Origin of the sequence: Acidaminococcus nyctereutis, assembly GCF_052216985.1 — a bacterium.
In the GTDB taxonomy this organism is placed as follows: Bacteria; Bacillota; Negativicutes; order Acidaminococcales; family Acidaminococcaceae; genus Acidaminococcus; species Acidaminococcus fermentans_A.
Genome location: NZ_JBQOUY010000003.1, coordinates 138,223 through 162,249 on the forward strand (window position 1 = coordinate 138,223; position 24,027 = coordinate 162,249).

Consider the following 24,027-nt stretch of genomic DNA (forward strand, 5'->3'; position numbering starts at 1 on the left):
TTATACAAAATTCCCGCTCTTTCTTATAATAAGACCCATGAAGAAACAATAACTATCTGATGGCTCAGAATACAGAGGGGGATTTTAAGAATGACTTTGCAGGCACCATTTCGTTTTGATATTGTAGGAAGTTTCCTGCGTCCGGACCGGATCAAAGAGGTCAGGGCCCGTTTTGCCCGGGGCGAGATCGCCGCCCTGGACCTGAAGCAGGTGGAAGACGAGGAGATCGCCAGGCTCATCGAAAAACAGAAGGCTGCCGGGCTCCACACTATCACCGACGGTGAATTCCGGCGGAGCTACTGGCACCTGGACTTTTTCTGGGGTTTCCAGGGAATCACCCACATTGAACTGGATCACGGCTACCAGTTCCACGGAGAGGAGACCACCCGGGGCACCGCCATCGTCACCGGGAAAATCGGCGGAGAAAATCATCCATTTGTGGAGCACTTCAAGTATGTGAAGGGATTTGAGGATTATGATACACTGGCCCGGCAGACCATGCCCGCGCCGGCACAGCTTCTGGCGGAACTGTACCGGGGAGACAACGGGAAAATCACCGATGCGGTGTACCCGGACCGGGAAGAGCTGCTACAGGATATTGCCGCCGCCTACAGGCAGGTAATCCGGGATCTGTACCATGCCGGCTGCCGGAATATCCAGTTCGATGACTGCACCTGGGGCATGTTCTGCGATACAGAATACTGGAACAAGCGCCAGAAGGGAGCTGTTTCCCTGAAGGCCATTGCGGAGGAATACCTCAGATTGAACAACCTGGCGCTGGAAGACCGTCCCAAAGATCTGGTAGTCACCACCCATGTGTGCCGGGGCAATTACCATTCCACCTGGGCGGCCCGGGGCGGCTACGGCCCCATTGCTCCGCTGCTGTTCGGCAGGGAGAATGTAGATGCTTTTTATCTGGAATTCGATGATGAACGGTCTGGAAGCTTTGCACCGCTGAAGGAAGTGGTTCCCGGGAAAAAGGTGGTGCTGGGCCTCATTACCACCAAGCGGCCGGAACTGGAAGACAGGGAACAGGTCATCGCCCGGATCCGGGAAGCGGCCCGGTATGTTCCCCTGGAAAACCTTTGCCTCAGTCCTCAGTGCGGTTTTGCCTCCTGCGAAATCGGCAACAGGCTGACGGAAGAACAGCAATGGGCCAAATTGGCTCTGGTCCGTTCCATCGTCCAGGAGGTATGGGGGAAATAAGGGGGCGGAGATGTGCAGCTCTTGACATCTCCTCTGTTTCCGACTATGATAGACACATGAATTACTAGTAAAATAATATGAATTAAAAGGGGAGCGATGAGATGAAGGGAAAGAAGAAACTTCTGCTGTTTTTAACGGGTATGGTGACGGCGGCGCTGCTGGCAGCCGGCTGCGGCGGCAGCGGCGGGGACAAGAAGAGCACCAGCAGCGGCAAGCCCATTAAAATCGGGGCGACCGCAGGGCCTCATGCGGATGTGGTCCATGCAGTGGCGGACGAAGCCAAGAAGCAGGGAATCAATGTGGAAGTGGTGGAGTTCTCCGATTACATCACCCCGGACAAAGCTCTGGCGGAAGGAGACTTGGATCTGAATAGCTATCAGCATGCTCCCTTCCTGGCCAACTTCAACAAACAGAACGGGACCAAGCTGGTACCCATCGGGAATACCATCCTGATGCGCATGGGCATCTACAGTGACAAGATCCATGACCTGAAAAAGATTCCAGACGGGGCCACGGTGGCCATTCCCAATGATCCTACCAACGGAGGACGGGGACTGGTGCTGCTGGAAAAAGCCGGCCTGCTCAAACTGAAACAGGGGGTGGGTTTCAAGGCCACGGTCAATGATGTGGTGGAAAACCCCAAGAACCTGAAGTTCAAGGAACTGGAAGCGGCCCAGCTGCCACGGAGCCTGGCAGATGTGGATCTGGCCGTAATCACCATGAACTATGTGATGAGCTCCGGCATGGATGTGAAGAAGCAGGGCCTGTTCTGGGAAAAGGATGATGAACCTCTGGCTGTGATGGTGCTGGCTGCCCGGGAAAAAGATAAGGATAGGGCGGAATATAAAAAAATCGCTGAAATCTTCCATTCCGAAGCCGTAAAGAAATTCATCGAAGAGAAATTCAAAGGGACCATTGTACCGGCAAAATGAAAGCAGGGGGTGCTGCATATGGCAGCACCCCCTGGTCGCGCGTCACGGGTCATGGGCCGCGAGCCTGGCCGTTCAAACCGGTTGTCTCATTTCTATATGAAGATAAGAGAAAATCGAATGAAGCTGTGAAACTGGATCTTCGGGCTACACCAACAAGCCCGCGACTCACGGCTCGCGACCCGCGACCTAAAAAGAGACTGTTGCATTTGCAACAGCCTCTTTTATCATTTCAATATTGGTGCCGAAGGCCGGACTCGAACCGGCACGCTTTGAGGGCGCTTGATTTTGAGTCAAGTGCGTCTGCCAATTCCGCCACTTCGGCAAGCGTGATGGATATCACAACAAAATTATTCTAGCATGGCTGGCTTCCTATTGTCAAGCCAAAGATTTCATAATGGCACATCCAGGAGAGTTTCTTCTTCCAATTTGACTGGACCACCGATGGTAAGACTGGTGATGTGCCCTTCTTTCCATTCGGCTTCGATATCGATCCGGCCGCCAGGCTCTTGGAGGGACGCCGCCAGGGAACGGTTCTGCCGCAGGGCCAGGGCAGCTGCTACAGCCGCCGATCCGCTGCCACAGCTATTTTCCCGATACAGGGTACCGGTAGAAGAAACGTAGACGATGGGCAGCATCTTCAAAGTGCTGATCTCAACCAGCATCAGACCATAGGCCTCTGGTTCCTTGCCTCGGGAAATCTCTCGCTGGAGAGAATAGAACAGCTGGTCCTGGTCCACTTCCTCCACATTCAAGGTGAAATAGATATAATGGGTGATGCCGGGCAGGACCACTTCCTGGCATTCTACGCTTTCCCGTTCATAAGAAAGTTTGACCTTTTTCATCCCTAAGGGAGGCGGGAGCTGGACGCTGGCATTAAAAATATGATCCTTCACTTTTTGGACTTTTACAGGAAGGGGAACCGGGCAGCCGCTGCAGGAAACATTGAACTCCCCTTCCTTTTCCCCCTGGAAGAAGAGGGTGCAGGCTCCGGCCGAACGGGTGGCATTGCCGCAGAATTCCCCTCCCATCATTTCTACGTGGGGCTGGCCATTTTCCAGAGAAAGACAGCCCACCTGCTCTACGGAGGAATCCAGAGCCAGGAGCTTCTGGTTCAGTACTTTCCGGATTTCCGGGGCTGCTGGATCCAATACAAATAAGGTTATGTTGCCGCTGGGATCTGCCTTGATGGTTCGGATTTGCATAGGCAACGACCCTCCTTTCTGTGCTGCATCTGTATGGAAAGTCCACATCATTCTTTTATAATTGAATCTTATAGTTTATATTATAGCGAGTTACAAGGCATTCGACAAGAAGAAATACTTGATTATTGGGTAATTTCTGAAAATAATAAAGAAAAAGAGGTTTTATGATAGAATAGGAAGCGTGTCAATCAAAAAGTTTACTGATGTATGGAGGGGCAAGCGTTGGGGTATCGTAAATCTTTCAAGAACTGGCTGTGTGCAAGCCTGGCTCTGCTGTTTCCTTTGGGAGCACAGGCATCTATACAGGATCTTGCCTGGCAGGACGGAGTCCCTGCCTATCAGGAAGTCAAGGGTTCCATCACCCATGATGGTCCCACTCTTATTTTTTCAGACAGCCCGGAAATGGTGGGGAAGACCGGCATCATGTATCGGGATACGGTGGAAGGGCCGGTACGGCTGTTCTTCCACCATGTGAACGATACCCATACGGACAAACGGCTGGCGGTGCTCCTGCGCCGGACGACTCTTCGGCCTATCCAGGCAGCTTTTGGCAGGACCGGCATCTCACGGCCTAATGAAGACTGGCTGGCGGCAGGGAAAGAAGCCCAGGAGCGGTACTACCGATCAGTGCCCAACGGACGGAAATTCCTGCTGAATGGACCCAGGGATATCCTGAACAACGGAAAAGGGTACATCCTCCATCCCCAGGAACTGGTGACGGGGATCGTGGACCTGACCTTCGATAAACCGGTAGAAGTGTCTTTCATCATGATGCCGGTAGAAGCGGATCCCCGGATCTCCGCAGAAGTGTATACCATCCTGCCTCCGGATCAAGGAGGCCATGTGCTCCGGGGAACTTTTGCAGGGGCTGATGCCCATGTGACCTTGGCAGGATCTTTTGATGCGGATGCCGGCGTGATATGGGGCGTGGAACTGGCCGATGACAGTAAAGATCCTTATCTCCGGGGGACGGATGTGACGCGGAATGTTCCGGTGGTGAACTATGGGAACTATGGAGTCATGTATGATGTAAACTTCCGGACCCACGGGAAGAATGCCACCCAGCTGCGGTTCAATCCTTACGGCGGGCCTTATGCAGGAGAAGGGATCCTGGCGGAAGAAGGGGGAACAGCTCGCTATCTGCGGATCCCTGACAAACGCCTCTCTTTTGGCTGGGACCATGATGGAGAAACTATGGTGCTGGGGACGGTGACTCCGGGGAAAAAGGGAACCTTCTATTTTTCTCCTCCAGGATCTTCCAATCTTCCGGTGCGGATTTTCTGGGAAGGGAGAGCCGGTACTTGGCAGCCGGAAAAATCCGGCAAGGTACGGACCGCAGAACAGATCCTGGCGGAACGGCTGGCTCGGAAAGAACAAAAGACGAGTAGCATTAAAAGAAAATAATTATTAAAAAGGCTTGACTATTTTCTAAGTTTGCTGTATTATAAGGGTGTCAAGAAAAAGGAACAACATGGGGGGAACAAAGAGCTGTGCGTGCGCTGTACAGCCGTTCTCTGCAAAGGATCCCCTAGTGGGGAAAGAAAAAAAGGAGGATTTGACAATGGCTGAATTGAAAGGTTCTCAAACTGAAAAAAACTTATGGACTGCATTTGCAGGTGAATCCCAGGCATACAATAAATATGGGTATTATGCCAGCGTAGCCAAGAAGGAAGGATATGAACGGGTTGCCCAGAACTTCCTGGAAACTTCCGGCAATGAAAAAGAACATGCCAAGATCTGGTTCAAGGCTCTCCATGGGGGCTCCATCCCTGATACGGTTGCTAACCTGAAAGATGCTGCTGCCGGCGAAAACTACGAATGGACGGAAATGTACAAGGAATTCGCAGAAACGGCCGAAAAGGAAGGGTTCAAGGATCTGGCTTATAAGTTCAAGGCTGTGGGTGCCATTGAAAAGCATCATGAAGAACGCTACAGAGCCCTGCTGAAGAAAGTGGAAGAAGGGACCATGTTCCAGCGCAGCGAAAAGACCGTATGGATCTGCTCCAACTGTGGCCATATCGTGGAAGCGGAAAAAGCTCCGGAAGTCTGCCCGGTCTGCGCTCATCCCAAATCCTATTTCATGGTCAACTGCGAATGCTTCTGAGCATGAAAATGGGGGTGTGAAAGATTCACACCCCCGGTCTCATAAGCCGCATAGCGGCTCGGTCTCGAGTCTCGAGCCGAATGAGAAATTTGCAAGCAAATTTTTTGAATGTACAAACCCTCATCTGCTAACGATAAGATATTCGTTTCTATATCCAGCACGATACTGGTTCTACACCTTCAAAAGAACCTGGCCATGGGGACAGGTTCTATCCAACGGCTCGAGACTCACAACTCGAGACCCGAGACCTCAAAAAGGGGCTGTTGCATGCGCAACAGCCCCTTTTTTTAGTGGTTGGTCATCCCCAGTCCTTTCAGCATCTCCATATCTTCTTTGATGGTGGTGCCGCTGGTGGTGAGCATATTGCCTGTAATGGATGCGGAGGCCCCTGCTTTCAGTGCCGTGGCTCCATTCTGGGGCAGCAGCTTCCGTCCTGCAGCCAGCCGGATGTTGGCAGTGGGATTGATGAATCGGAAAATGGCGATGGTCCGGAGGATCTCTTCCGCAGGAAGGGGTTTGCGACCTTCCATGCCGGTGCCGGGAATGGCCATCAGGGCATTGATGGGGATGGATTCGATACCCAGGCTCTGGAGGGTGAAGGCCATATCCAGCCGGTCCTGCCAGGTCTCGCCCATACCGATGATGCCCCCGGAACAGACGCACATGCCTTCCGCCTGGGCGGCTTTGATGGTCCGGATCCGGTCGTCGAAGGTGTGGCTGGTGCAGATCTGGGGGAAGTACCGGCGGGAGGTTTCGATATTGTGGTGGTAGCTGGTGACACCGGCTTCCCGGAGGCGGCGGAACTGTTCCCGGCTGAGGATACCGTGGGAAGCGCACAAATCGATGGTCAGGTCTTTTTTCATGGCCCGGTAGATCTCCAGGGCCTTTTCAAAATCTTTACCGGTAAGGGCCCGTCCCGATGTGACCATGGCGAACCGGTTGGCCCCAGCATCTTGATCGGCTTTGGCGGTTTCCATCACTTCTTCCTTGGAAAGGAAGCCGTATTCCTCACAGCCGGTATGGTGGCAGGCCGCCTGGGCACAGTATTTGCAGTTTTCTCCGCAGCGGCCGCTCCGGGCGTTGATGATGGTGCAGAAGTCCACATGGTTGCCGCAGAAATGTTTTTGGATCCGGCCGGCTTCTTCCTGGAGTTCTTCCAGGGGCTGGGTCAGGAGTTCCTGGACTTCCGGATCTGCCGGTTTCAGCCGGTATCCTTCCACAATCCGGTCCGTCAGTGCGCGCAAAGCTTCTATCTTCAATGATCTCATCCCTTCTGGTATAATATGCTTATCAGTATAAGGAAAGAAAATTTTCTCGTCAACTAGTCAAAATACAAGGTTAACATAAAAAGTATAAAGGAGGAAAATCATGGAACTGCTCTTTATCTACATGGATGGATGTCCCTACTGCCGACTGGCCAATGAGGTGCTGGAAGATCTGTTTGCCAGCCATCCGGAATACAAAAAGATCCCTCTGGTGAAGGTGAATGAAAACCGGGAACCGGAAAAACTGAAGGGTCGGAATTACTACTACGTACCCACTTTCTTCTATGGAGAAGAAAAAATCTACGAAGCCCAGCCAGGGGACGGCCGGGAAAAGATGGAAAAGATCCTGGGAGATTTTTTCCAAAAGGCTGCTGATTGATGAAAGGGGGTGTCGCACGTTCTGTGCAACACCCCCTTTCATTCCATCAATATTCTTTTGCAGGTTTCGTTCTTCATGACCATCTTCAGTAGCAGGTTCCCCAGCACTGTGACACTGAGGAATTCTCCGGCACCGATGTAGATCATGGCGGCACCTAAGGACAAGTCTGGGGGCAGGGCCGCCAGTACCTCTAGCTCGGCTCCGATCAGGATCCCGTTACTTACTACCGGGCACAGGGAGGCCAGGTAAGGGCTTTTCATCCGATGCATGGGCCAGATCCCCAGGAAAGTGGCCAGAGTGCCCAGGAGCATATCCGGCAGGCCAAAAGGGCTCCCCAGGTTGGCTAAAAAGCATCCGGCCGTGAGTCCGGGGATCCATTTGGGATTGTAGAAAGCCAGCAGGGTCAGGCATTCAGAAAAACGCACTTGGACGGGTCCGTAGCTGAGAGGGGCCAGGCCCAGGGTAAGGGCGGCGTAGACAGCAGCCAAAAGGGCATTCCGCAGCAGCCAGGTCTCCTTTCCCATCTTTCAAGCCTGTCCTTCCAGCAGACGGGCCTTCAGTTCTTTGTATTTCCGGGAATAGAAGGGCTTCAGCTGGGCTTCTCGGTGGTCATAGCCATAGGCTCGTTTGGAAATGGTCAGGATGGGGGGCGCCTGGATCCGCTTGGCTACGGCCAGGCCGCAGAACAGCTTCCACCACCGTTCCAGATCCTCGATGAAGGAACGGGCATCCGGGAAGAGCTGGTCCACCAGGCCTTTTTCACAGCCCAGATGTTCTTCCAGGGTCCCCTCCACGTACCAGGTCAGGAGTTCCTCCGGAGAAGTCTTGTACCAGCTTTCTACGAAAGCCTGGAGCAGGTAATCGTGATAGGGGTAGACCAGGGGATCACCGCCTTTGCCCACCGTCTGGGCAGCGGACAGTTCCGCACTGGGCTTGATCCGGAAGATTTCGTCCGGGATGACTTCTTTTTGGAATACAGCTTCATTTAGATACCGGCCTAGCGCGTAGACTTGGTGTTTCCACAAATCTCCGATGAGAGCCAGGACCCCGGCGATATCTCCGTAGAAGGTGGCATAGCCTACGGTCATCTCTGCCTTATTGGAGTTGCAGGAGAACCCTCCCCCGAAAAGAGAAGCCAGGCCGGCCAGCACACGGGCGCCCCGGTCCCGGGCCTGGATGTTCTCCGCGGCAAAAGGGGTGACTTTCAGATGGAATTCCTCGCCGGTGGCGTAATTGTGCACCGGAGTACTGCTGAACTGGAGGATGGTCTGATCCACCACTTCCTGGATGGGGAAGATGGCGTAGTGGGTCCCCAGGGCTTCTGCCATCTTCTGGGCCAGCCCTTTGGTGAGTTCTGAATTGTACTGGCTGGGCATATTCACTAAAAGGACGTTTTCCGGTCCCAGGATATCCACATAGAACGCTGCCGTCACGGCAGAATCGATGCCTCCCGAGACGCCGATGGTCATCTTCCGGATCCCCAGCTGTTCCAGGAACAGGGAAGCCCCGTAGCGGAGAGAAGTGTAGATGGCTTGGGCATCGGTCAGGGGAGGCTGGAGGCCTCGTTCTCCCTGGAGCCGGCCCGTATCTGGATCCCAGCGGCTCATCAGCAGATCTTCTTGGAAGGCTGGAGAATCAGTGATCATTTCTCCCTGGGCATCATACATGCAGCTGCAGCCGTCATAGGTGAATACATTCTTGCCGTTGTTCTGGATCCCTACATTGTTGCAGTAGATCAGGGGGATGCCGCAGGAACGGGACTGGTTCACGAACAGGTCGTGGCGTTTCCGGTTCTTGTGGAAGGTATAGGGGGAACAGGATAAGTTGCAGAGGATCTGGGCCCCATTCTTCTTTAACAGCTCCGGTACGTCATAATAGTAATTTTCTGTCCAGCCGTCCTCGCACAGGAGGACTCCCAGCTGCAGCTCCCGGCCTCGGATGGTCACGGCCACCGGCTTCACCAAGTCTTCGATGGAAACATTCCGGCCCAGTTCCGGCAGCAGTTTGGCGATGCTATGGAAATACCGGCTGTCATCGAATTCCCGATAGTCGGGGAGGGAAGTCTTGCTGATGAAGGGATAAGGCAGGCCGCCTCGGAGGAGTTTTCCGTCCTGGGCCACAAAAGCAGCGTTGTATTTCCGTACTCGCCCGTCTTCGTTGACTTTAGAAGGATCGGTGGCGATATTGCCGAAAATCACGCAGATCCCTTCACTGGCAGCAATGATTTCCTGTCCCCAGGCTGCACAGTCTTGGAGGAAGGCACTCTGTTCCCACAAGTCGCCTAGCAGATAGCCAGGGACCATCAATTCCGGCAGGAGCAGGATATCCACCCGGGCCTCCCGGGCTTTGGCGATAGCGGCCAGGGCCCTGCGGGTATTGGCTTCCGGATTTCCTGGTTCCACTTGGATTTGTGCACAAGCAATTTTTACGTCCATTTGTTTCTCGCTCCATAAATTGATATAATAAACCAATAACTGCTTTCATTATAGCAAAAGGGGACGGGATAGGAAAGGCGCCTTGAAAAGGACGAACAAAGAAAATTCTTCGCCTGTAAATGTTGCGTATATACATCGCATATGCTATGATACCATATGCGATAAGCAGAAAGTAGGGGGGACTATGTTATACATTAGCACAAGAGGGAAAACAGATATGGTGAGCTCCGCTCACGCGATTTCCAATGGACTGGCGGCGGATGGGGGACTCTTCGTCCCGAAAGAATTCCCACCCATCAGTTTGGCGGAAATTGATGCCATGCGGGAAGCGTCCTATAGTGACCGGGCCTTGACGGTACTGGCCCGCTTCTTGACGGACTACAGTGAAGACGAATTGCGGAACTGTGTGGAAACGGCGTACAGCAAGGATCGTTTCGGGGATTTCCCAGCCCCCCTGCACCTGCTGAAGGAGAACCTGGATGTGCTGGAACTGTGGCACGGCCCCACTTGTGCATTTAAAGACATGGCCCTGCAGATCCTGCCCCTGTTCCTGACCAAAGCGGTCCAGAAGACCGGGGAACAAAAGAAACTGGTGATCCTGGTGGCTACCTCCGGAGATACGGGAAAGGCGGCCATGGCCGGGTTCGCTGATGTGCCGGAAACGGAAGTCATCGTGTTCTATCCCCAGGAAGGCGTCAGCGATATCCAGAAGCTCCAGATGGTGACCCAAAAAGGAGCTAACGTCCATGCGGTGGCTGTGCAAGGGAATTTCGACGATGCCCAGACCGGGGTGAAGATCCTCTTTGGCAGCCAGCCTCTGGAGGAAGAGCTCCAGGAACATGGCTGTGCCTTTTCGTCTGCCAACTCCATCAACTGGGGACGGCTGGTCCCTCAGATCGTATACTATTTCAGCGCCTATGCCGATGCAGTGAACAGCGGACGGATCGAAAACGGGGCTCCGGTGAACTTCGCCGTGCCTACGGGGAATTTCGGAGACATCCTGGCCGGCTTCTATGCCAAACTGATGGGCCTGCCGGTGAACAAGTTCATCTGTGCCTCCAACAGCAATAATGTACTGACGGACTTCATCAATACGGGGATCTACAACCGGAAGCGCCCCTTCCACAAGACCATTTCTCCTTCTATGGATATCCTGGTCTCCAGCAATCTGGAACGGCTGCTGTTCGAGGAAACCGGCCACGATGCAGCACAGGTGGCGGAGTGGATGAAGGAATTGAACGAAAAGGGCGAATACAAGATCGGCACCGAGCTCCAGAACCAGATCCTGAAGGATTTCTTCGGGACATGGGTGGACGAAGTGGAAACCAAAGAGACCATCGGGGATGTATACAACAATTATGGGTATGTGATGGATCCCCATACGGCTGTGGCCTACAAAGCGATGGAAAAATACCGTCTGATGACGGGGGACGAAACCTACAGCATCGTCCTGAGTACTGCCAGCCCCTTCAAGTTCAATGATGTGGTCCTGGCGTCCCTGGATCCGGATACCTATGAAGGGAAAGGACTAGATCCCTTCGTGGCCATGGAAGATCTGAGCAAACTGGCGAAGATGCCCATCCCGGCCAGCATGCAGGAACTGCCCAAACTCCAGAGACGGGAAAGCGATGTGGTGGAAAAGGGCCAGCTGGAAGCAGAAGTGAAGAAGCTTTTGGGCTTGGAGTAAAGAGTTGACAGGGGGTGTTGCACGCAATGTGCAACACCCCCTTGTTATACCTCTTATAAGGAAGTAACTATAAAAAGTGTAACTTTTGTTTCAATTATCTCTAAAAATATACAGTTCCCGGCTTATTTTTTTTGACAAAGTATGGTATGATAGAGAACATATAGATTGATCGATTTTTTATATGATTCAAAGGGGAGCAAGAAATGGAAGTCACTGTTATTACAAACATCAGACGGAAAGTGCTGACCATGCTGTCGAAAATGGCTTACGACGGGAACCTGCCGGACCATGTCTATGACATCCTGCAGATCGTCAATGAGAACACTCCCAGGACCCGCTGCTGTGTCCACAAGGAACGGGCAGTCCTGAAGGAGCGGATCTGTGTGGCCCTGGGTGTAGATACAGATATGAACATCATCGAAGCGGCCAACAAAGCCATTTCTGAACCGGTGGACCGGACCCAGCACGTAATCGCTGTGCTGCCGGAAGGCTGCTCTGCCTGCCCGGTGAACAAATACATGATTACCGACGTGTGCCGTCGCTGCCTGACCCATCGGTGCATGAACGGCTGTCCGAAGAAGGCCATTTCCGTCTACCAGGGCCGTGCCCACATCGATTACGATATGTGCATCGAATGCGGCAACTGCAAGCGGGCCTGCCCCTACGGCGCAGTGGTGGAAATCGCCCGCCCTTGCGAAAATGCCTGCAAGGTCCACGCCCTCCATACTGGTACCAACAAAAAGGCAGAAATCGACAAGAACATCTGCGTAGAATGCGGTGCCTGCAGGGGTGCCTGCCCCTTCGGCGCCATCGAAGAACGCAGCCATATCGTCCAATTGATCCAGGCCATCAAGAGCGGAAAAGAAGTGGTGGCCCTCTTGGCTCCTTCCTTTGTGGGCCAGTTCGGACTGAAGGTCCATCCGGGCCAGATCGTCAAAGCCTGCCAGGAACTAGGGTTCGCTTCTGTGAAGGAAGTGGCCCTGGGTGCTGATATGACCACCATCTCCGAAGCGGAAGAATTCCTGGAAAAGGTGCCCACCGGTAAACAGAAAGTGATGACCAGCTCTTGCTGCCCGGCTTTCGTGGCTACGGTGAAACGCCATGCGCCGGAATTGGCTGACTGTATCTCCGATGCGGTGTCTCCCATGGTGGCCCGGAGCAAACTAGAGAAATATAAGCATCCCGGTGCCCTCACCTGCTTCATCGGTCCCTGCATCGCCAAGAAGGTGGAAGCCCGGGAACATCCGGATGAAATCGATTTCGTACTGACTTTCGAAGAACTGAAGTGCATGATGGACAGCCGGGACATCGATCCGGCCAAATGCGAGGAAGCCCCTTTCCATGCGGCCTCTTCCGCCGATGGCTGCAGCTTCCCCCAGGCGGCCGGGGTCAGCAATGCCGTCAAGGATTACGTCCGGGACAACCATCCGGAAGTGGATGTGGATGCTCTGAAGACCCTGTACTGCAACGGGCTGGATGAATGTCTCCAGGCTTTGAAAGATGTGGAAGCCGGAAAACTGGATATCCAGTATCTGGAAGGGATGGCCTGCCAGAAGGGCTGCCTCAACGGGCCAGGGGCTCTGACGGAACCGGGCCTCACCCGGGTGCTGCTGAAACGCTTTGCAGATACCACCCAGGCAGACAGCGCCGGCAAGATCGAACAGGCTATGGACGGCGTGAAGAACGTAGATATGGAACGGGTATATTTGCGCAAATAAACAGAGTGTGATAAAATAGCCGGGTATGAGTACGTTGAAACGAGGGCTCCATACCCGGCGTTTTCGAATTTATGTAGGAGGAATCAAGAATGTCAGGACATTCCAAGTGGGCGAATATCAAATTCAAAAAAGGCAAGGCTGATGCACTCCGTGGGAAGATCACCACGAAGATCGGCCGTGAAATCACGATTGCGGTACGCATGGGCGGTCCTGATCCTACTGGCAATATGAGACTGAAGCTGGCTCTGTCCAAAGCCAAGGCCAACAACATTCCCAAGGATAATATCAAACGGGCCATCGCCAAAGGCCAGGGTGCCACCGAAGGGTCCAACTACGAACAGATCACCTACGAAGGCTATGGCCCGGCTGGGGTGGCCATCATGGTCAGCGCCCTGACGGACAACCGGAACCGGACGGCAGCCGATGTGCGCCATGTATTCTCCAAAGGCGGGAATATGGGAGAATCCGGCTGTGTGGGCTGGATGTTCAAGAATAAAGGGGTCTTCACGGTAGAAAAGGAAGGGGCGCCTTCTGAAGACGAAGTGATGGAAGTGGCACTGGATGCTGGTGCAGAAGATATGGAGACCACTGACGATGCCTATGTGATCACCACGGCTCCGGAAGATTACGATGCAGTGGAAAAGGCTTTGGCCGACCACAACATCGAAGTGGCCATGAGCGAGCTGTCCCTGATCCCGGATAACACCGTTGCCGTCGCAGGGGAAGAGGCAGAGAAGGTCCAGAACATGATCGACGCGTTCAATGATCTGGACGATGTGCAGGACGTTTATACGAACGCTGACCTGCCTGATGAAGAATAAGGGGAACTGCTGTCTGCACTGAACAGCCATCCCAGGAGTACATATGGCCGGCCAGCTGGGGAATCCTTCCCTGGAGGCCGGCTTTTTCACCATAAGGAGGGAATTGCACATGCTGGCATTGGGTATCGACCCGGGTACGGCGATCTGCGGCTACGGGCTGGTGCGGCTGGAACGGAGCCGGCTGATCCCCGTCCATTATGGAGCCGTCTTTACGGATAAGGATATGCTGCCGGAGAGGCGGCTGAATAAGATCTATGAAGAGCTGACGGAACTGATCCAGCGTTTCCAGCCGGACTTCATGTCCGTGGAAAAGCTCTTCTTCAACCGGAATGTGACCACGGCCATCGCCGTAGGAGAGGCCCGGGGGGTCATCCTGCTGACAGCGGCCCAGGCCGGCATCCCGGTCTATGGATATACGCCCATCCAGGTGAAGCAGGCCATCACCGGGACCGGGCGAGCCAATAAGGAACAGGTGACCTATATGGTGCAGAAACTGCTCCATATCCAGGAAAAGCCCAAACCGGACGATGTGGCCGACGCCCTGGCCATCGGCATCACAGGGCTCAATTTCATCCGGGAACAGGAACTGCGGGAGAGGATGCGATGATTGGATTCATTACAGGACGAGTGGACCATATCGGGACGAATTTCTGCCTAGTGGACACCCAAGGCGTGGGCTACCGGATCTTTCTGAACACCGGGGACCTTTCCCGGATCCAGGTGGATCAGAAAGTGAAGATCTATACCTATCTGTCCGTACGGGAGGATGCCCTCCAGCTGTTCGGCTTCCTGTCCTACGATGCCTATTCTCTGTTCACCCAGCTGATCACCGTCAGCGGCATCGGGCCCAAGGTGGCCCAGGGGATCCTGTCCGCGGCCAAGGTGGACGCCTTTTATCTGGCAGTGAAGAATCGGGATCTGAAATTCCTCACCAAGCTGCCCGGGATCGGGAAAAAGACAGCTGAACGGCTGCTGCTGGAACTGAAAGATATGACGGGTCCGGAAGGAATGGAAGAGGATGGGACTGCAGGCGGCTATGAGGGCGATGTGCCGGACGACGACACCACGCCCCTGGGGGCGGTGGCTGAAGGGCTCAGCTACCTGGGTTATACCCAGGGGGAAATCGCCCAAGTGCTGAAGAAACTGAAAGTGACCGCTGACAGCCAGGCAGAAGACCTCTTGAAAGAAGCACTGCGCCTGATGGCCAGGAGGAGTTAAATGGAAGATACCAATCGTGTGATCGCCGGGCACGAGCAGGAACAGGACGGCTGGCAGTACAGCCTGCGTCCCCGGCGGCTGGCGGAATACATAGGCCAGTCCAAAGTGAAACGGAACATGGAGATTTTCATCCAGGCCGCCTTGAAACGGAAGGAAGCCCTGGACCATGTGCTGCTCTACGGGCCCCCGGGCCTGGGGAAGACCACCCTGGCCAACATCATCGCCAACGAATTGAATGTGAACATCCGGATCACCAGCGGGCCGGCGCTGGAACGGCAGGGAGATCTGGCGGCCATCCTCACCAACCTGAGCGACAGCGATGTGTTGTTCATCGATGAAATCCATCGGCTGCCCAAGACCGTAGAAGAAATCCTCTATTCGGCCATGGAGGACTACGCCCTGGACATCATCATCGGGAAGGGGCCGGCGGCCCGGAGCGTCCGTCTGGATCTGCCCCGGTTCACCCTTGTGGGGGCTACGACTCGGATGGGTGCTATCGCAGCTCCGCTCCGGGACCGGTTCGGGGTGATCTGCCACCTGGAATTCTATACCCCGGAAGAGCTCCAGATCATCGTGGAGCGGGCGGCGGAGATCCTGGGGGTCTCTATCGAATCCGACGGAGCCTATGAGATCGGCCGCCGGAGCCGGGGAACGCCCCGGGTGGCCAACCGGCTGCTGAAACGGGTCCGGGATTTTGCTGAAGTGGCCGGCCACCAGGTGATTACCCGAGATGTATGCCGGGATGCCATGGAACGGCTGGAAATCGATGACCTGGGCCTGGACCAGAACGATCGGCGGCTGCTGAAGAAGCTGGTAAAGGACTTCGGGGGACGGCCGGTGGGGGTGGATACCCTGGCGGCTTCCCTCAACGAAGAGACCGAGACTCTGGAAGATGTCTATGAACCCTACCTGATGCAGCTGGGCATGCTCCAGCGGACTCCCAAGGGACGGCAGGCCACCTTGGCCGCCTACCAGTATCTGGGGGTGCCCTATCCCACGGAGGACGGATCCCGATGAAAAAGAAACTGGGGGTTTTGCTTGGACTCTGCCTGCTGCTGAGCCAGGGATTGGCTTTGGCCGCAGGAGGCGGCCCGAAGCTGCGGGTAGGGCTGGCGGTGGACCAGTTCTCTGCGCCGATCAGTTCTGCCGGCAAGATCAAAGTGGTGGAACCGGGCGGAAGGACGACCGTGCTGCAGCCAGGGAGCCATTTCATCAGCGTGAAGAACGGCAGCCTTTATGCGGACCAGAAAAAACTGGGCAGCAGCCAGGTTTCCCTCTTGGCTGCCGATGCCAAGAATCCAGTGCTGGTCCATCAGAAGAAATACCGGGGAGCCCTGACGGTGCTCCTGAATAGCGGGAAAAAGAACCTGAACCTGGTGAACACCCTGCCGGTGGAACAGTATCTCTACGGAGTAGTGGCCAAGGAAGTACTGCCCCTGTGGCCGGACGAAGCCATCAAGGCCCAGGCCGTAGCGGCCCGGAGTTTTGCCTTGTACAGCCTGGATCAGAGAAAATACCCTAATTTCGATATCCGGGCCAACGAGCTGGGACAGGTGTACGGCGGGATCACCGCCGAGCATGCCAATACCACGAAACTGGTGGATGCCACCAGCGGGGTGGCGGCTCTCTATGGAGGCGCTCCCATCCAGGCAGTGTTCCACAGCAGCGGAGGCGGCTATACGGAAGCAGCCAGTGCCGTTTGGGGGAAGGAGATCCCTTATCTCCAGGCAGTTCCCGACTATGATCAGGATTCCCCCAGATACGCCTGGACCAAAGTGTTCACCAAAGTCCAGCTGACCCGGCTCCTGAGCCAGGGGGGCTATGATCTGGGTGACCTCCAGGGCATCCGTCTGTCTGCCCGGACAGCGGCTCCCATGCGCTGGACCCCTGACCGGGGTGTATCCGGCCGGGTGAAACGGATGACTTTCGTCGGGTCTAGGAAGAACGTCACCCTCACCGGGAGCCAGGTCCGTTCCCTGCTGAACCTGGACAGTTCCCTGTTCGATGTCCGGATCGGCCTGGAACGGCCCAAAGAGCTGGATGTGACCCTCACCAATGGATATGGGTATCCCATCGGGAAGAAGACCATTCCCATCGGCGGGGATAAAAAAGCAGATACGGAAGGCACCAGCGTGGGAGATATGCGCCTTTTCACCAATGTAGAAGGAGAAAAGGTGATCTTCACCGGCAACGGGTTCGGCCACGGGGTGGGCCTGAGCCAGTGGGGTGCCCGGGGCATGGCCCTTCAGAAGGATAAACGGGGAAAAAACAACGATTACAAGACCATCCTGTCCCATTATTATCAGGGGATCACGGTGAAACAGGTCTATTAGGAGAATAAAAAATGGAAGTTACTGATTTCGATTATGATCTGCCAGAGGAACTCATTGCCCAGACACCGGTGGAACCACGGGATTCTTCCCGGCTCCTGGTGATGGATAAGGAAACGGGAGAATTGGAACACCGGCATTTCTACAACCTGCCGGAATACCTGAAACCCGGAGACCTGCTGGTATTCAACGATACCCGGGTGATCCCAGCCCGGCTCCATGGAGTGAAGACCACGGGAGCCCATGTGGAGGTATTCCTGCTGACCCGGAAAAACGCCACGGACTGGGAAGTGCTGGTGAAACCGGGGAAAAAGCTCCAGAAGGGGGCCCAGATCAAATTCAGCGAGGAACTGAGCTGTGAGATCCTGGAGACCACGGATTTCGGAGGACGGATCGCCCGGTTCCATTATGACGGGATCTTCGAAGAGATCCTGGACCGGCTGGGGGAGACCCCGCTGCCTCCCTACATCCACGAAAAACTCAAAGACAGCGAACGGTACCAGACCGTGTACAACCGGGAACGGGGCAGCGCAGCTGCTCCTACAGCCGGTCTCCATTTCACCAAGGAACTGCTGAAGAAAATCAAGGATATGGGGGTGGAGGAAGTCTTCGTCACCCTCCATGTGGGCCTGGGGACCTTCCGTCCGGTGAATGAGAGCCGGATCGAAGACCACAAGATGCACCGGGAATTCTACACCGTTTCCCAAGAAGCGGCAGACGCCATCAACAAGGCCAAACGGGAAGGGCGGCGGATCATCGCCGTGGGCACCACCTCTGTCCGGACCCTGGAAAGCGCTGGGGCCAGCGGAGAAATGAAAGCCGGAGGGAACTGGACCAGCATCTTCATCTATCCTGGCTACCAGTTCCGGTTCGTGGATGCCCTGGTGACCAACTTCCACCTGCCCCAGAGTACGCTGATCATGCTGGTATCCGCTCTCAGCTCCCGGGAGAACATCCTCCATGCCTACAAGACGGCCGTGGAACAGAAATACCGGTTCTTCAGCTTCGGCGATGCCATGTTCATTCATTAAAGGAGAAAAAATGCATTCCGTCTATTTCGAACTCATCAAGGAAGACCCCCGGAGCGGGGCCCGTCTGGGGAAACTCCACACCCCCCACGGGACTTTCGACACCCCTATGTTCATGCCGGTGGGAACCCAGGCTACAGTGAAGACCCTGACCCCGGAAGAACTGTACGCCATGCATTCCCAGGTGATCCTGTCCAATACCTATCACCTGTTCCTCCGGCCGGGGACGGAGCTGATCCGGAAAGCCGGCGGCCTCCACAAATTCATGAACTACCAGCGGGGGATGCTTACCGACAGCGGCGGCTTCCAGGTGTTCAGCCTGGGAGAGATGCGGAAGATCACCGAAGAAGGGGTGATGTTCCGGTCCCATCTGGACGGTTCCCGGCAGTTCCTCAACCCGGAAGTGGCTACGAAAGCCCAGGAAGACCTGGGGGCGGATATCATCATGGCCTTCGATGAATGTATCCCTTATCCTGCGGATCACGCCTACGCCAAACAGTCCACGGAACGGACCACCCGCTGGGCACGCCGCTGCCTGGAAGCCAAGACCCGGGAAGATCAGGGGCTCTTCGGGATCATCCAGGGAGGCATGTACCCGGATCTGCGGGAATACAGTGCCAAGGCTATCACGGATATGGATTTCGCCGGTTTCGCCATCGGCGGCCTGTCTGTAGGGGAACCCCATCCCCTGATGTACGATATCCTGGACAAGACCACCCAGCACATGCCCAAGGACAAGGCCCGGTATCTCATGGGAGTAGGGACTCCCGACTGCCTGGTGGAAGGGGTGAACCTGGGAGTGGATATGTTCGACTGTGTGTATCCTACCCGGGTAGCCAGGAATGGCACCGCCATGCTCCCTACGGGACGGCTGGTGGTGCGCAACGCCCAGTACGCTGAAGACTGGCGGCCCATCGATGAGCACTGTGACTGCTATACCTGCCGCCATTTCAGCCGGGCCTATATCCGCCACCTGTTCAAGGCGGAGGAAATCCTGGCTCTCCGGCTCTTATCTATACATAATCTCCATTTTCTGATAAAATTTGCAGAGGATATGAGAACTGCCATCGCTAACGATACGTTCCCGGAATTCCGGGCAGCGTTCTTAGAGAATTATGAAACTACGAGGAGGTAATTTTTGATGGAAAATCTGCTTCAAATGGCCTGGCCTTTCATTCTCATGGGTGTGATCTTCTACTTGATGATCTACCGTCCCCAGAAACGGGATCAGAAGAAACGCAGCGAGATGCTGGATTCCCTGAAGGTGGGCACCAACATCGTCACCATCGGCGGTATCCTGGGCACCATCACGAAAGTCTATGAGGACAAGATCCGGATCAAAGTGGCGGAAGGCGTGGAGATGCACATCCGCAAAACAGCCGTAGGCGGCGTGATCACCTCTGCCTTCGACAAGAAGAATAACCGGAAAGCTGCCAAGAAAGAAGAAGCTCCTAAGAAGGACGAGGCCCCTAAGGCGGAACCGGAAAGCAAGCCCGCAGAAGTTGCCGAAGCTCCGGCAGCAGACGCCTCCAAGGCTGAAGGGATCGGAGAAGGAAAGTAATGGATAAGAAAGCGGTCCGCCAGGAAATCAGGGAGAAGATCCAGAAACTGAACCAGCGGGAAATCCATAAATACAACCGGGAGATCAACAGCCATATCGTCAACAGCCGGCTGTTCCTGGAAGGGAAAGTGATCATGGGCTACCTGGGAGAACCGGGAGAAGTGAACATCGACCAGTCCCTCCAGACCGCCCTCAACATGGGCAAGACTGTCTGCGTGCCCCAGATCCTGGAAGGACCAGGGGTCATGGCAGCGGCCCGGCTGGTGACCCTGAAGAAGCTGGGGCGGGATCGGTATGGCATCCGTACGCCCCAGGAACCTGTGGAAACCATCGCTCCGGAAGACATCGACCTGGTACTGACACCGGGCCTGGGATTCACGGCCCAGGGGGAACGGCTGGGACGGGGAGCCGGCTATTATGACCGGTTCCTGCCACGGTGTACCAAAGGGGTTCCCATGGCAATCGGGTATGAAGTGCAGGTCCAGAAAGAGCTGCCCACCAATGCCCATGATGCAAAAGTCCGTTATCTGTGTACGGAAAAAGGACTGCGGGTATGCAAGAATAACGGAAAATAAGGAGGAATCGTTTTGGAGGGTAAAAATCGGGTCAAGCTGCTGGTTTCAGTGCTGGCCATCGTGATTGCATTTGCCGTATTCATCAAGCCACTGGCCAGTACGGTAAAACAGGGCTTGGACCTGCAGGGAGGCACCCATGTGGTACTCCAGGCCCAGGAAACACCGGAGAGCAAGGTGGATGATGACGCCATCAACCGGTCCATCCAGATCATCAGCCGCCGGGTCAACGAACTGGGCCTGACGGAACCGGTGATCCAACGCCAGGGCAAGGACAAGATCATCGTGGAACTGCCTGGAGTAAAGGATCCGGAACAGGCCATTGCCATGCTGGGCAAGACGGCCATGCTGGAATTCAAGGATATGGAAGGGAACACCGTCCTCACAGGGAAGGACCTGAAAGATTCCAAGGCCAGTGCCGATCAAAGCGGGCAGCCGGTGGTCACGCTCCAATTCAGTGATGAAGGAGCCAAGAAATTCGCCGATCTGACGGCCCGGAATGTAGGCCGGCAGATCGCCATCCTGTTGGACGGCAAGGTACTCACCGCGCCTCGGGTCAGTGAACCCATCACCGGAGGCAATGCCCAGATCACAGGTTCTAAGGACGCCAAGGAAGCCGAACACCTGGCCATCCTCCTGCGCAGCGGCTCCCTGCCGGTGAAACTGGAAGTGGTGGAAAACCGGACTGTGGGACCCACCCTGGGACAGGACGCCAAGGATGCCAGCATGAAAGCCTTTGCCATCGGCCTGGCGGGAGTATTCCTGTTCATGCTGCTGTACTACCGGTTGGCAGGACTGGTGGCAGATATCGTACTGCTGCTCTACACCCTGCTGCTGCTGGCGGTGATGAAGGGCCTGAACGCCACTTTGACCCTGCCGGGTATCGCCGGGATCATCCTGTCCATCGGGATGGCTGTGGATGCCAACGTCCTGATCTTTGAACGGTTCAAGGAAGAAATCCAGGCCGGCAAGACTCTCCGGGCTGCTGTGAATTCCGGCTTCTCCCGAGCCTTCACCACCATCCTGGATTCCAATGTGACCACCCTCATGGCCGCAGCGGTGCTGTTCTATCTGGGAACCGGGCCCATCAAGGGCTTTGCAGTGACACTGGCCCTTGGGGTCCTGATCAGCATGTTCACGGCGGTGACGGTGACTAAGTTCATCCTCGGCGCCTTCATTGGCAGCAACTTTACGAAAAATCCGGCCTGGTTCGGGGCGAAAGCCTTCCAGCCGAAAGCGAAAGACGGAAAAGGGGAGGCGGCACGATGAATAAATTTTCCATAGTCAAGCATGCCAAGATCTTCTTTTCCATCACTGCGGTGGTGCTGATCGTAGGAATCGTTTCCATGTTCACCCGGGGATTCAACCTGGGCATCGATTTCACTGGCGGCAGCATCCTGGATATCAAATTCGACCAGCCGGTATCCGTAGCCCAGGTTCGGACTGTGCTCAGCGACCATCAGCTGGGCAGCAGTGTGATCCAGCTGGGCAGCAGCGACCAGCAGGTAGAAACCAGCCAGTCGGTCTTGATCCGTACCGGGATCATCAGCGACAGCCAGCGGGTGGAAGTGATGAACGACCTGACCGGCCGCCTGGGGAAGAATGAAGTGCTCCGGGTAGAAAACGTAGGGGCTACCGTGGGCGGCGACCTGGTGAAATCTGCCATCGGAGCAGTGGTCCTCAGCTGGGTGCTGATGATCATCTACATCACCATACGGTTCGAGCTGCGTTTCGCATTGGCCGCCATCGTGGCCCTGATCATCGATGTGCTGGTGACCCTTACCTGGTTCTCGGTGCTCCATCTGGAAATCGATTCTTCCTTCGTGGCTGCACTGCTTACGGTAGTAGGGTATTCCGTCAACGGCACTATCGTGGTGTTCGACCGGATCCGGGAGAACCTCCACACCCATCGCCGGAGCGAAAGCCTGGGGGATCTGGTGGATACTAGCATCTGGCAGACCATGACCCGGAGTGTATATACCACCCTGACAACCTTGTTTGCGGTGGTGGCCATCTTCCTGTTCGGGGGAGAGACCATCCACAACTTCTCCTTTGCCATGCTGGTGGGCTTTGGCAGCGGGTTCTATACCTCCACCTTCCTCGCCGGGAGCATGTGGCTGTTCTTTAAGAAGAAACTAGGGAGATAAGGCGCTTTGGCGCCTTACCTCCGGTCTCGGTCCGATTGACAGAACCCGTCCCTAGGGCCGGGTTCTTTTTTATTTGGCAGAAGCAGCCTGATGTCGGCGCCAGTAACGGATATCTTGTATTCAGTTGGATAATACGGTTTTCCATATTCATAAAATTTGGTTGCAAATTTTTTCACTCGGCTCGAGAACCGAGACCCGAGACTCGTGACCGGCTGCTGCTTTGGCAGCAGCCCATAAGGAAAGGACTGATACCATGAAAATCGCAGTGCCTATGTTTGTACGGGAAAAGGATAAAAAAGTCTTGGAAGCAGCGGCTCCTGGGGCAGAATTTGTCTATGGGAAGGCGGCAGCTGACCTTAAGGGAGCGGAAGTGATCATCGGCAATATCGCTCCTAAAAAGTTGGCAAATCTGCCGGACTTGAAATGGCTCCAGCTCAATTCCGCCGGAGCTGATGCCTACTGCAAACCGGGAATCCTGTCTCCTCGCGTGCAGCTGACCAACAGCACCGGGGCCTATGGGCAGGCGCTTTCGGAACATATGCTGGCCCTTGTCCTCTCCCTCCAGAAGAAGTTGTACCTGTACCAACGGAATCAGAGCCGACACCAGTGGAAGGACGAAGGGGAAGTGACCAGCCTGGCCGGAGCTACAGTGGTGATCGTGGGCTTCGGGGATATCGGCAGGGCCTTCGGGAAGCTGTGCCGCCTCCTGGGAGCCCGTGTGCTCGGCATCCGGCGGCACCAGGGTCCTGTCCCGCCTGAAACGGATGAAATAGGGACTCTGGCAGAATTGCCGAAATTCCTGGCCCAGGCGGATGTAGTAGCCAGTGTGCTTCCCGGAACGCCGGAGACCGCCCATTTCTATGATGCCCAGCTTTTCAAAGCCATGAAACAGGGGGCCTTGTTCCTCAACTGCGGCCGGGGCAATGCGGTGGTCCAGGCAGACTTGCGACAGGCCCTGCTGGAAGGACATCTGGCCGGAGCGGCCTTGGATGTGACGGATCCGGAGCCTTTGCCTCCAGATAGCCCGCTGTGGGATGTGCCCAATCTCCTGATCACGCCCCATATCAGCGGGGATTATCACCTGCCCCAGACTTGGGACCGGGTAGTGGCTATAGCCGCTCGGAACCTGCGGCATTACCTGGCTGGAGAACCTCTGGAAAATGCAGTGGATCGGAAAACGGGATATAAGACGAGTATATAAGGTCTGGAGGGGCTGTTGCACGTTAATGGTCGATGAGACCTCTTGAAAGCCCTTTTATCTGTGTCCTGTCATTATGGACTAAAAGAGGCATCGAAAAATGATCCATCATTTTTCGATGCCTCTTTCTTTGTCTTTCAGTCCGCCCCCTTGGGAGCGGGGGACCGTGCTTGCCCGGTGGTGGGGGTGTCTGTCGATTGACGTCGGTTGTCTCCGTTGCTGTC

23 protein-coding genes and 1 tRNA gene are annotated in these 24,027 nt (G+C 55.2%); 19 read left to right on the forward strand and 5 right to left on the reverse strand.

Annotated elements, in window-relative coordinates; genetic code table 11:
* The first annotated feature begins 90 nt into the window (after positions 1 to 90).
* Both ACTUHY_RS03165 and ACTUHY_RS03170 read left to right on the forward strand, forming a co-directional pair.
* On the forward strand, positions 91 to 1,206 hold the full coding sequence (locus ACTUHY_RS03165; RefSeq protein ID WP_278673583.1) for a 5-methyltetrahydropteroyltriglutamate--homocysteine S-methyltransferase: 1,116 nt from the start codon (positions 91 to 93) through the stop codon (positions 1,204 to 1,206).
* Positions 1,207 to 1,307: 101 nt separating this feature from the next.
* A complete protein-coding gene (locus ACTUHY_RS03170) occupies positions 1,308 to 2,138 on the forward strand; it encodes a MetQ/NlpA family ABC transporter substrate-binding protein (protein ID WP_442826562.1) in 831 nt (276 codons plus the stop codon).
* A 236-nt stretch (positions 2,139 to 2,374) separates the two neighbouring features.
* Here ACTUHY_RS03170 and ACTUHY_RS03175 read toward each other — a convergent pair.
* Together ACTUHY_RS03175 and ACTUHY_RS03180 are read right to left on the reverse strand one after the other, a co-directional pair.
* Positions 2,375 to 2,460, reverse strand: a tRNA-Leu gene (locus ACTUHY_RS03175).
* A gap of 67 nt (positions 2,461 to 2,527) precedes the next feature.
* On the reverse strand, positions 2,528 to 3,340 hold the full coding sequence (locus ACTUHY_RS03180; protein WP_278673581.1) for a histidine racemase CntK family protein: 813 nt from the start codon (positions 3,338 to 3,340) through the stop codon (positions 2,528 to 2,530).
* Between the two features lie 222 nt (positions 3,341 to 3,562).
* Here ACTUHY_RS03180 and ACTUHY_RS03185 point away from each other — a divergent pair, with 222 nt between their 5' ends.
* Together ACTUHY_RS03185 and rbr are read left to right on the forward strand one after the other, a co-directional pair.
* Positions 3,563 to 4,744, forward strand: coding sequence for a copper amine oxidase (locus ACTUHY_RS03185; protein ID WP_442826563.1), 1,182 nt, complete (start codon positions 3,563 to 3,565; stop codon positions 4,742 to 4,744).
* A 157-nt stretch (positions 4,745 to 4,901) separates the two neighbouring features.
* Positions 4,902 to 5,444 (forward strand): rubrerythrin, encoded by a 543-nt coding sequence (gene rbr / locus ACTUHY_RS03190; protein WP_278673579.1) that lies wholly within the window; start codon positions 4,902 to 4,904, stop codon positions 5,442 to 5,444.
* Between the two features lie 287 nt (positions 5,445 to 5,731).
* Here the strand turns inward: rbr and bioB are convergent, their stop codons facing one another.
* Entirely contained in the window at positions 5,732 to 6,712 is a 981-nt protein-coding gene (bioB, locus tag ACTUHY_RS03195) for a biotin synthase BioB (RefSeq protein WP_442826564.1), read from the reverse strand.
* Between the two features lie 100 nt (positions 6,713 to 6,812).
* Here bioB and ACTUHY_RS03200 point away from each other — a divergent pair, with 100 nt between their 5' ends.
* Positions 6,813 to 7,088, forward strand: coding sequence for a glutaredoxin (locus tag ACTUHY_RS03200; RefSeq protein WP_278673577.1), 276 nt, complete (start codon positions 6,813 to 6,815; stop codon positions 7,086 to 7,088).
* A gap of 38 nt (positions 7,089 to 7,126) precedes the next feature.
* On the opposite strand, the gene ACTUHY_RS03205 is transcribed toward ACTUHY_RS03200, so the two are convergent.
* Complete coding sequence (locus ACTUHY_RS03205) at positions 7,127 to 7,612, reverse strand: QueT transporter family protein (RefSeq protein WP_442826565.1); 486 nt, start codon at positions 7,610 to 7,612, stop codon at positions 7,127 to 7,129.
* A 3-nt stretch (positions 7,613 to 7,615) separates the two neighbouring features.
* Positions 7,616 to 9,523, reverse strand: a complete 1,908-nt coding sequence (nadE, locus tag ACTUHY_RS03210) for an NAD(+) synthase (protein WP_442826566.1) — start codon at positions 9,521 to 9,523, stop codon at positions 7,616 to 7,618.
* Between the two features lie 184 nt (positions 9,524 to 9,707).
* On the opposite strand from nadE, the gene thrC reads away from it, so the two are divergent.
* From thrC to ACTUHY_RS03280, 14 genes are all read left to right on the forward strand, one after another.
* Positions 9,708 to 11,210 (forward strand): threonine synthase, encoded by a 1,503-nt coding sequence (thrC, locus tag ACTUHY_RS03215; protein ID WP_442826567.1) that lies wholly within the window; start codon positions 9,708 to 9,710, stop codon positions 11,208 to 11,210.
* Positions 11,211 to 11,413: 203 nt separating this feature from the next.
* Positions 11,414 to 12,928 (forward strand): 4Fe-4S dicluster domain-containing protein, encoded by a 1,515-nt coding sequence (locus ACTUHY_RS03220; RefSeq protein WP_442826568.1) that lies wholly within the window; start codon positions 11,414 to 11,416, stop codon positions 12,926 to 12,928.
* Positions 12,929 to 13,017: 89 nt separating this feature from the next.
* Positions 13,018 to 13,749 carry a YebC/PmpR family DNA-binding transcriptional regulator gene (locus ACTUHY_RS03225; RefSeq protein ID WP_278674943.1) on the forward strand — a complete coding sequence of 244 codons (732 nt, stop codon included), beginning with the start codon at positions 13,018 to 13,020 and terminating at the stop codon, positions 13,747 to 13,749.
* Positions 13,750 to 13,858: 109 nt separating this feature from the next.
* Positions 13,859 to 14,356, forward strand: coding sequence for a crossover junction endodeoxyribonuclease RuvC (gene ruvC / locus ACTUHY_RS03230; RefSeq protein WP_278674942.1), 498 nt, complete (start codon positions 13,859 to 13,861; stop codon positions 14,354 to 14,356).
* Positions 14,353 to 14,967 carry a Holliday junction branch migration protein RuvA gene (ruvA, locus tag ACTUHY_RS03235; RefSeq protein ID WP_442826569.1) on the forward strand — a complete coding sequence of 205 codons (615 nt, stop codon included), beginning with the start codon at positions 14,353 to 14,355 and terminating at the stop codon, positions 14,965 to 14,967. The genes ruvC and ruvA overlap by 4 nt, the downstream gene beginning before the upstream one ends.
* Positions 14,968 to 15,984 carry a Holliday junction branch migration DNA helicase RuvB gene (gene ruvB / locus ACTUHY_RS03240; protein WP_278674938.1) on the forward strand — a complete coding sequence of 339 codons (1,017 nt, stop codon included), beginning with the start codon at positions 14,968 to 14,970 and terminating at the stop codon, positions 15,982 to 15,984.
* A complete protein-coding gene (locus ACTUHY_RS03245; RefSeq protein WP_442826570.1) occupies positions 15,981 to 17,300 on the forward strand; it encodes a SpoIID/LytB domain-containing protein in 1,320 nt (439 codons plus the stop codon). The genes ruvB and ACTUHY_RS03245 overlap by 4 nt, the downstream gene beginning before the upstream one ends.
* Before the next feature lie 11 nt (positions 17,301 to 17,311).
* Positions 17,312 to 18,328, forward strand: coding sequence for a tRNA preQ1(34) S-adenosylmethionine ribosyltransferase-isomerase QueA (gene queA, locus ACTUHY_RS03250; RefSeq protein WP_442826571.1), 1,017 nt, complete (start codon positions 17,312 to 17,314; stop codon positions 18,326 to 18,328).
* Between the two features lie 10 nt (positions 18,329 to 18,338).
* On the forward strand, positions 18,339 to 19,460 hold the full coding sequence (gene tgt / locus ACTUHY_RS03255; protein WP_442826572.1) for a tRNA guanosine(34) transglycosylase Tgt: 1,122 nt from the start codon (positions 18,339 to 18,341) through the stop codon (positions 19,458 to 19,460).
* A gap of 6 nt (positions 19,461 to 19,466) precedes the next feature.
* Positions 19,467 to 19,886, forward strand: a complete 420-nt coding sequence (yajC, locus tag ACTUHY_RS03260) for a preprotein translocase subunit YajC (protein WP_442826573.1) — start codon at positions 19,467 to 19,469, stop codon at positions 19,884 to 19,886.
* Positions 19,886 to 20,461 carry a 5-formyltetrahydrofolate cyclo-ligase gene (locus ACTUHY_RS03265; protein ID WP_278674929.1) on the forward strand — a complete coding sequence of 192 codons (576 nt, stop codon included), beginning with the start codon at positions 19,886 to 19,888 and terminating at the stop codon, positions 20,459 to 20,461. The genes yajC and ACTUHY_RS03265 overlap by 1 nt, the downstream gene beginning before the upstream one ends.
* 12 nt (positions 20,462 to 20,473) lie before the next feature.
* Complete coding sequence (secD, locus tag ACTUHY_RS03270; RefSeq protein WP_278674927.1) at positions 20,474 to 21,727, forward strand: protein translocase subunit SecD; 1,254 nt, start codon at positions 20,474 to 20,476, stop codon at positions 21,725 to 21,727.
* Positions 21,724 to 22,605, forward strand: coding sequence for a protein translocase subunit SecF (gene secF, locus ACTUHY_RS03275; protein ID WP_442826574.1), 882 nt, complete (start codon positions 21,724 to 21,726; stop codon positions 22,603 to 22,605). The genes secD and secF overlap by 4 nt, the downstream gene beginning before the upstream one ends.
* Positions 22,606 to 22,858: 253 nt before the next feature.
* Positions 22,859 to 23,806, forward strand: coding sequence for a D-2-hydroxyacid dehydrogenase (locus ACTUHY_RS03280; protein ID WP_442826575.1), 948 nt, complete (start codon positions 22,859 to 22,861; stop codon positions 23,804 to 23,806).
* Positions 23,807 to 24,027 lie beyond the last annotated feature (221 nt).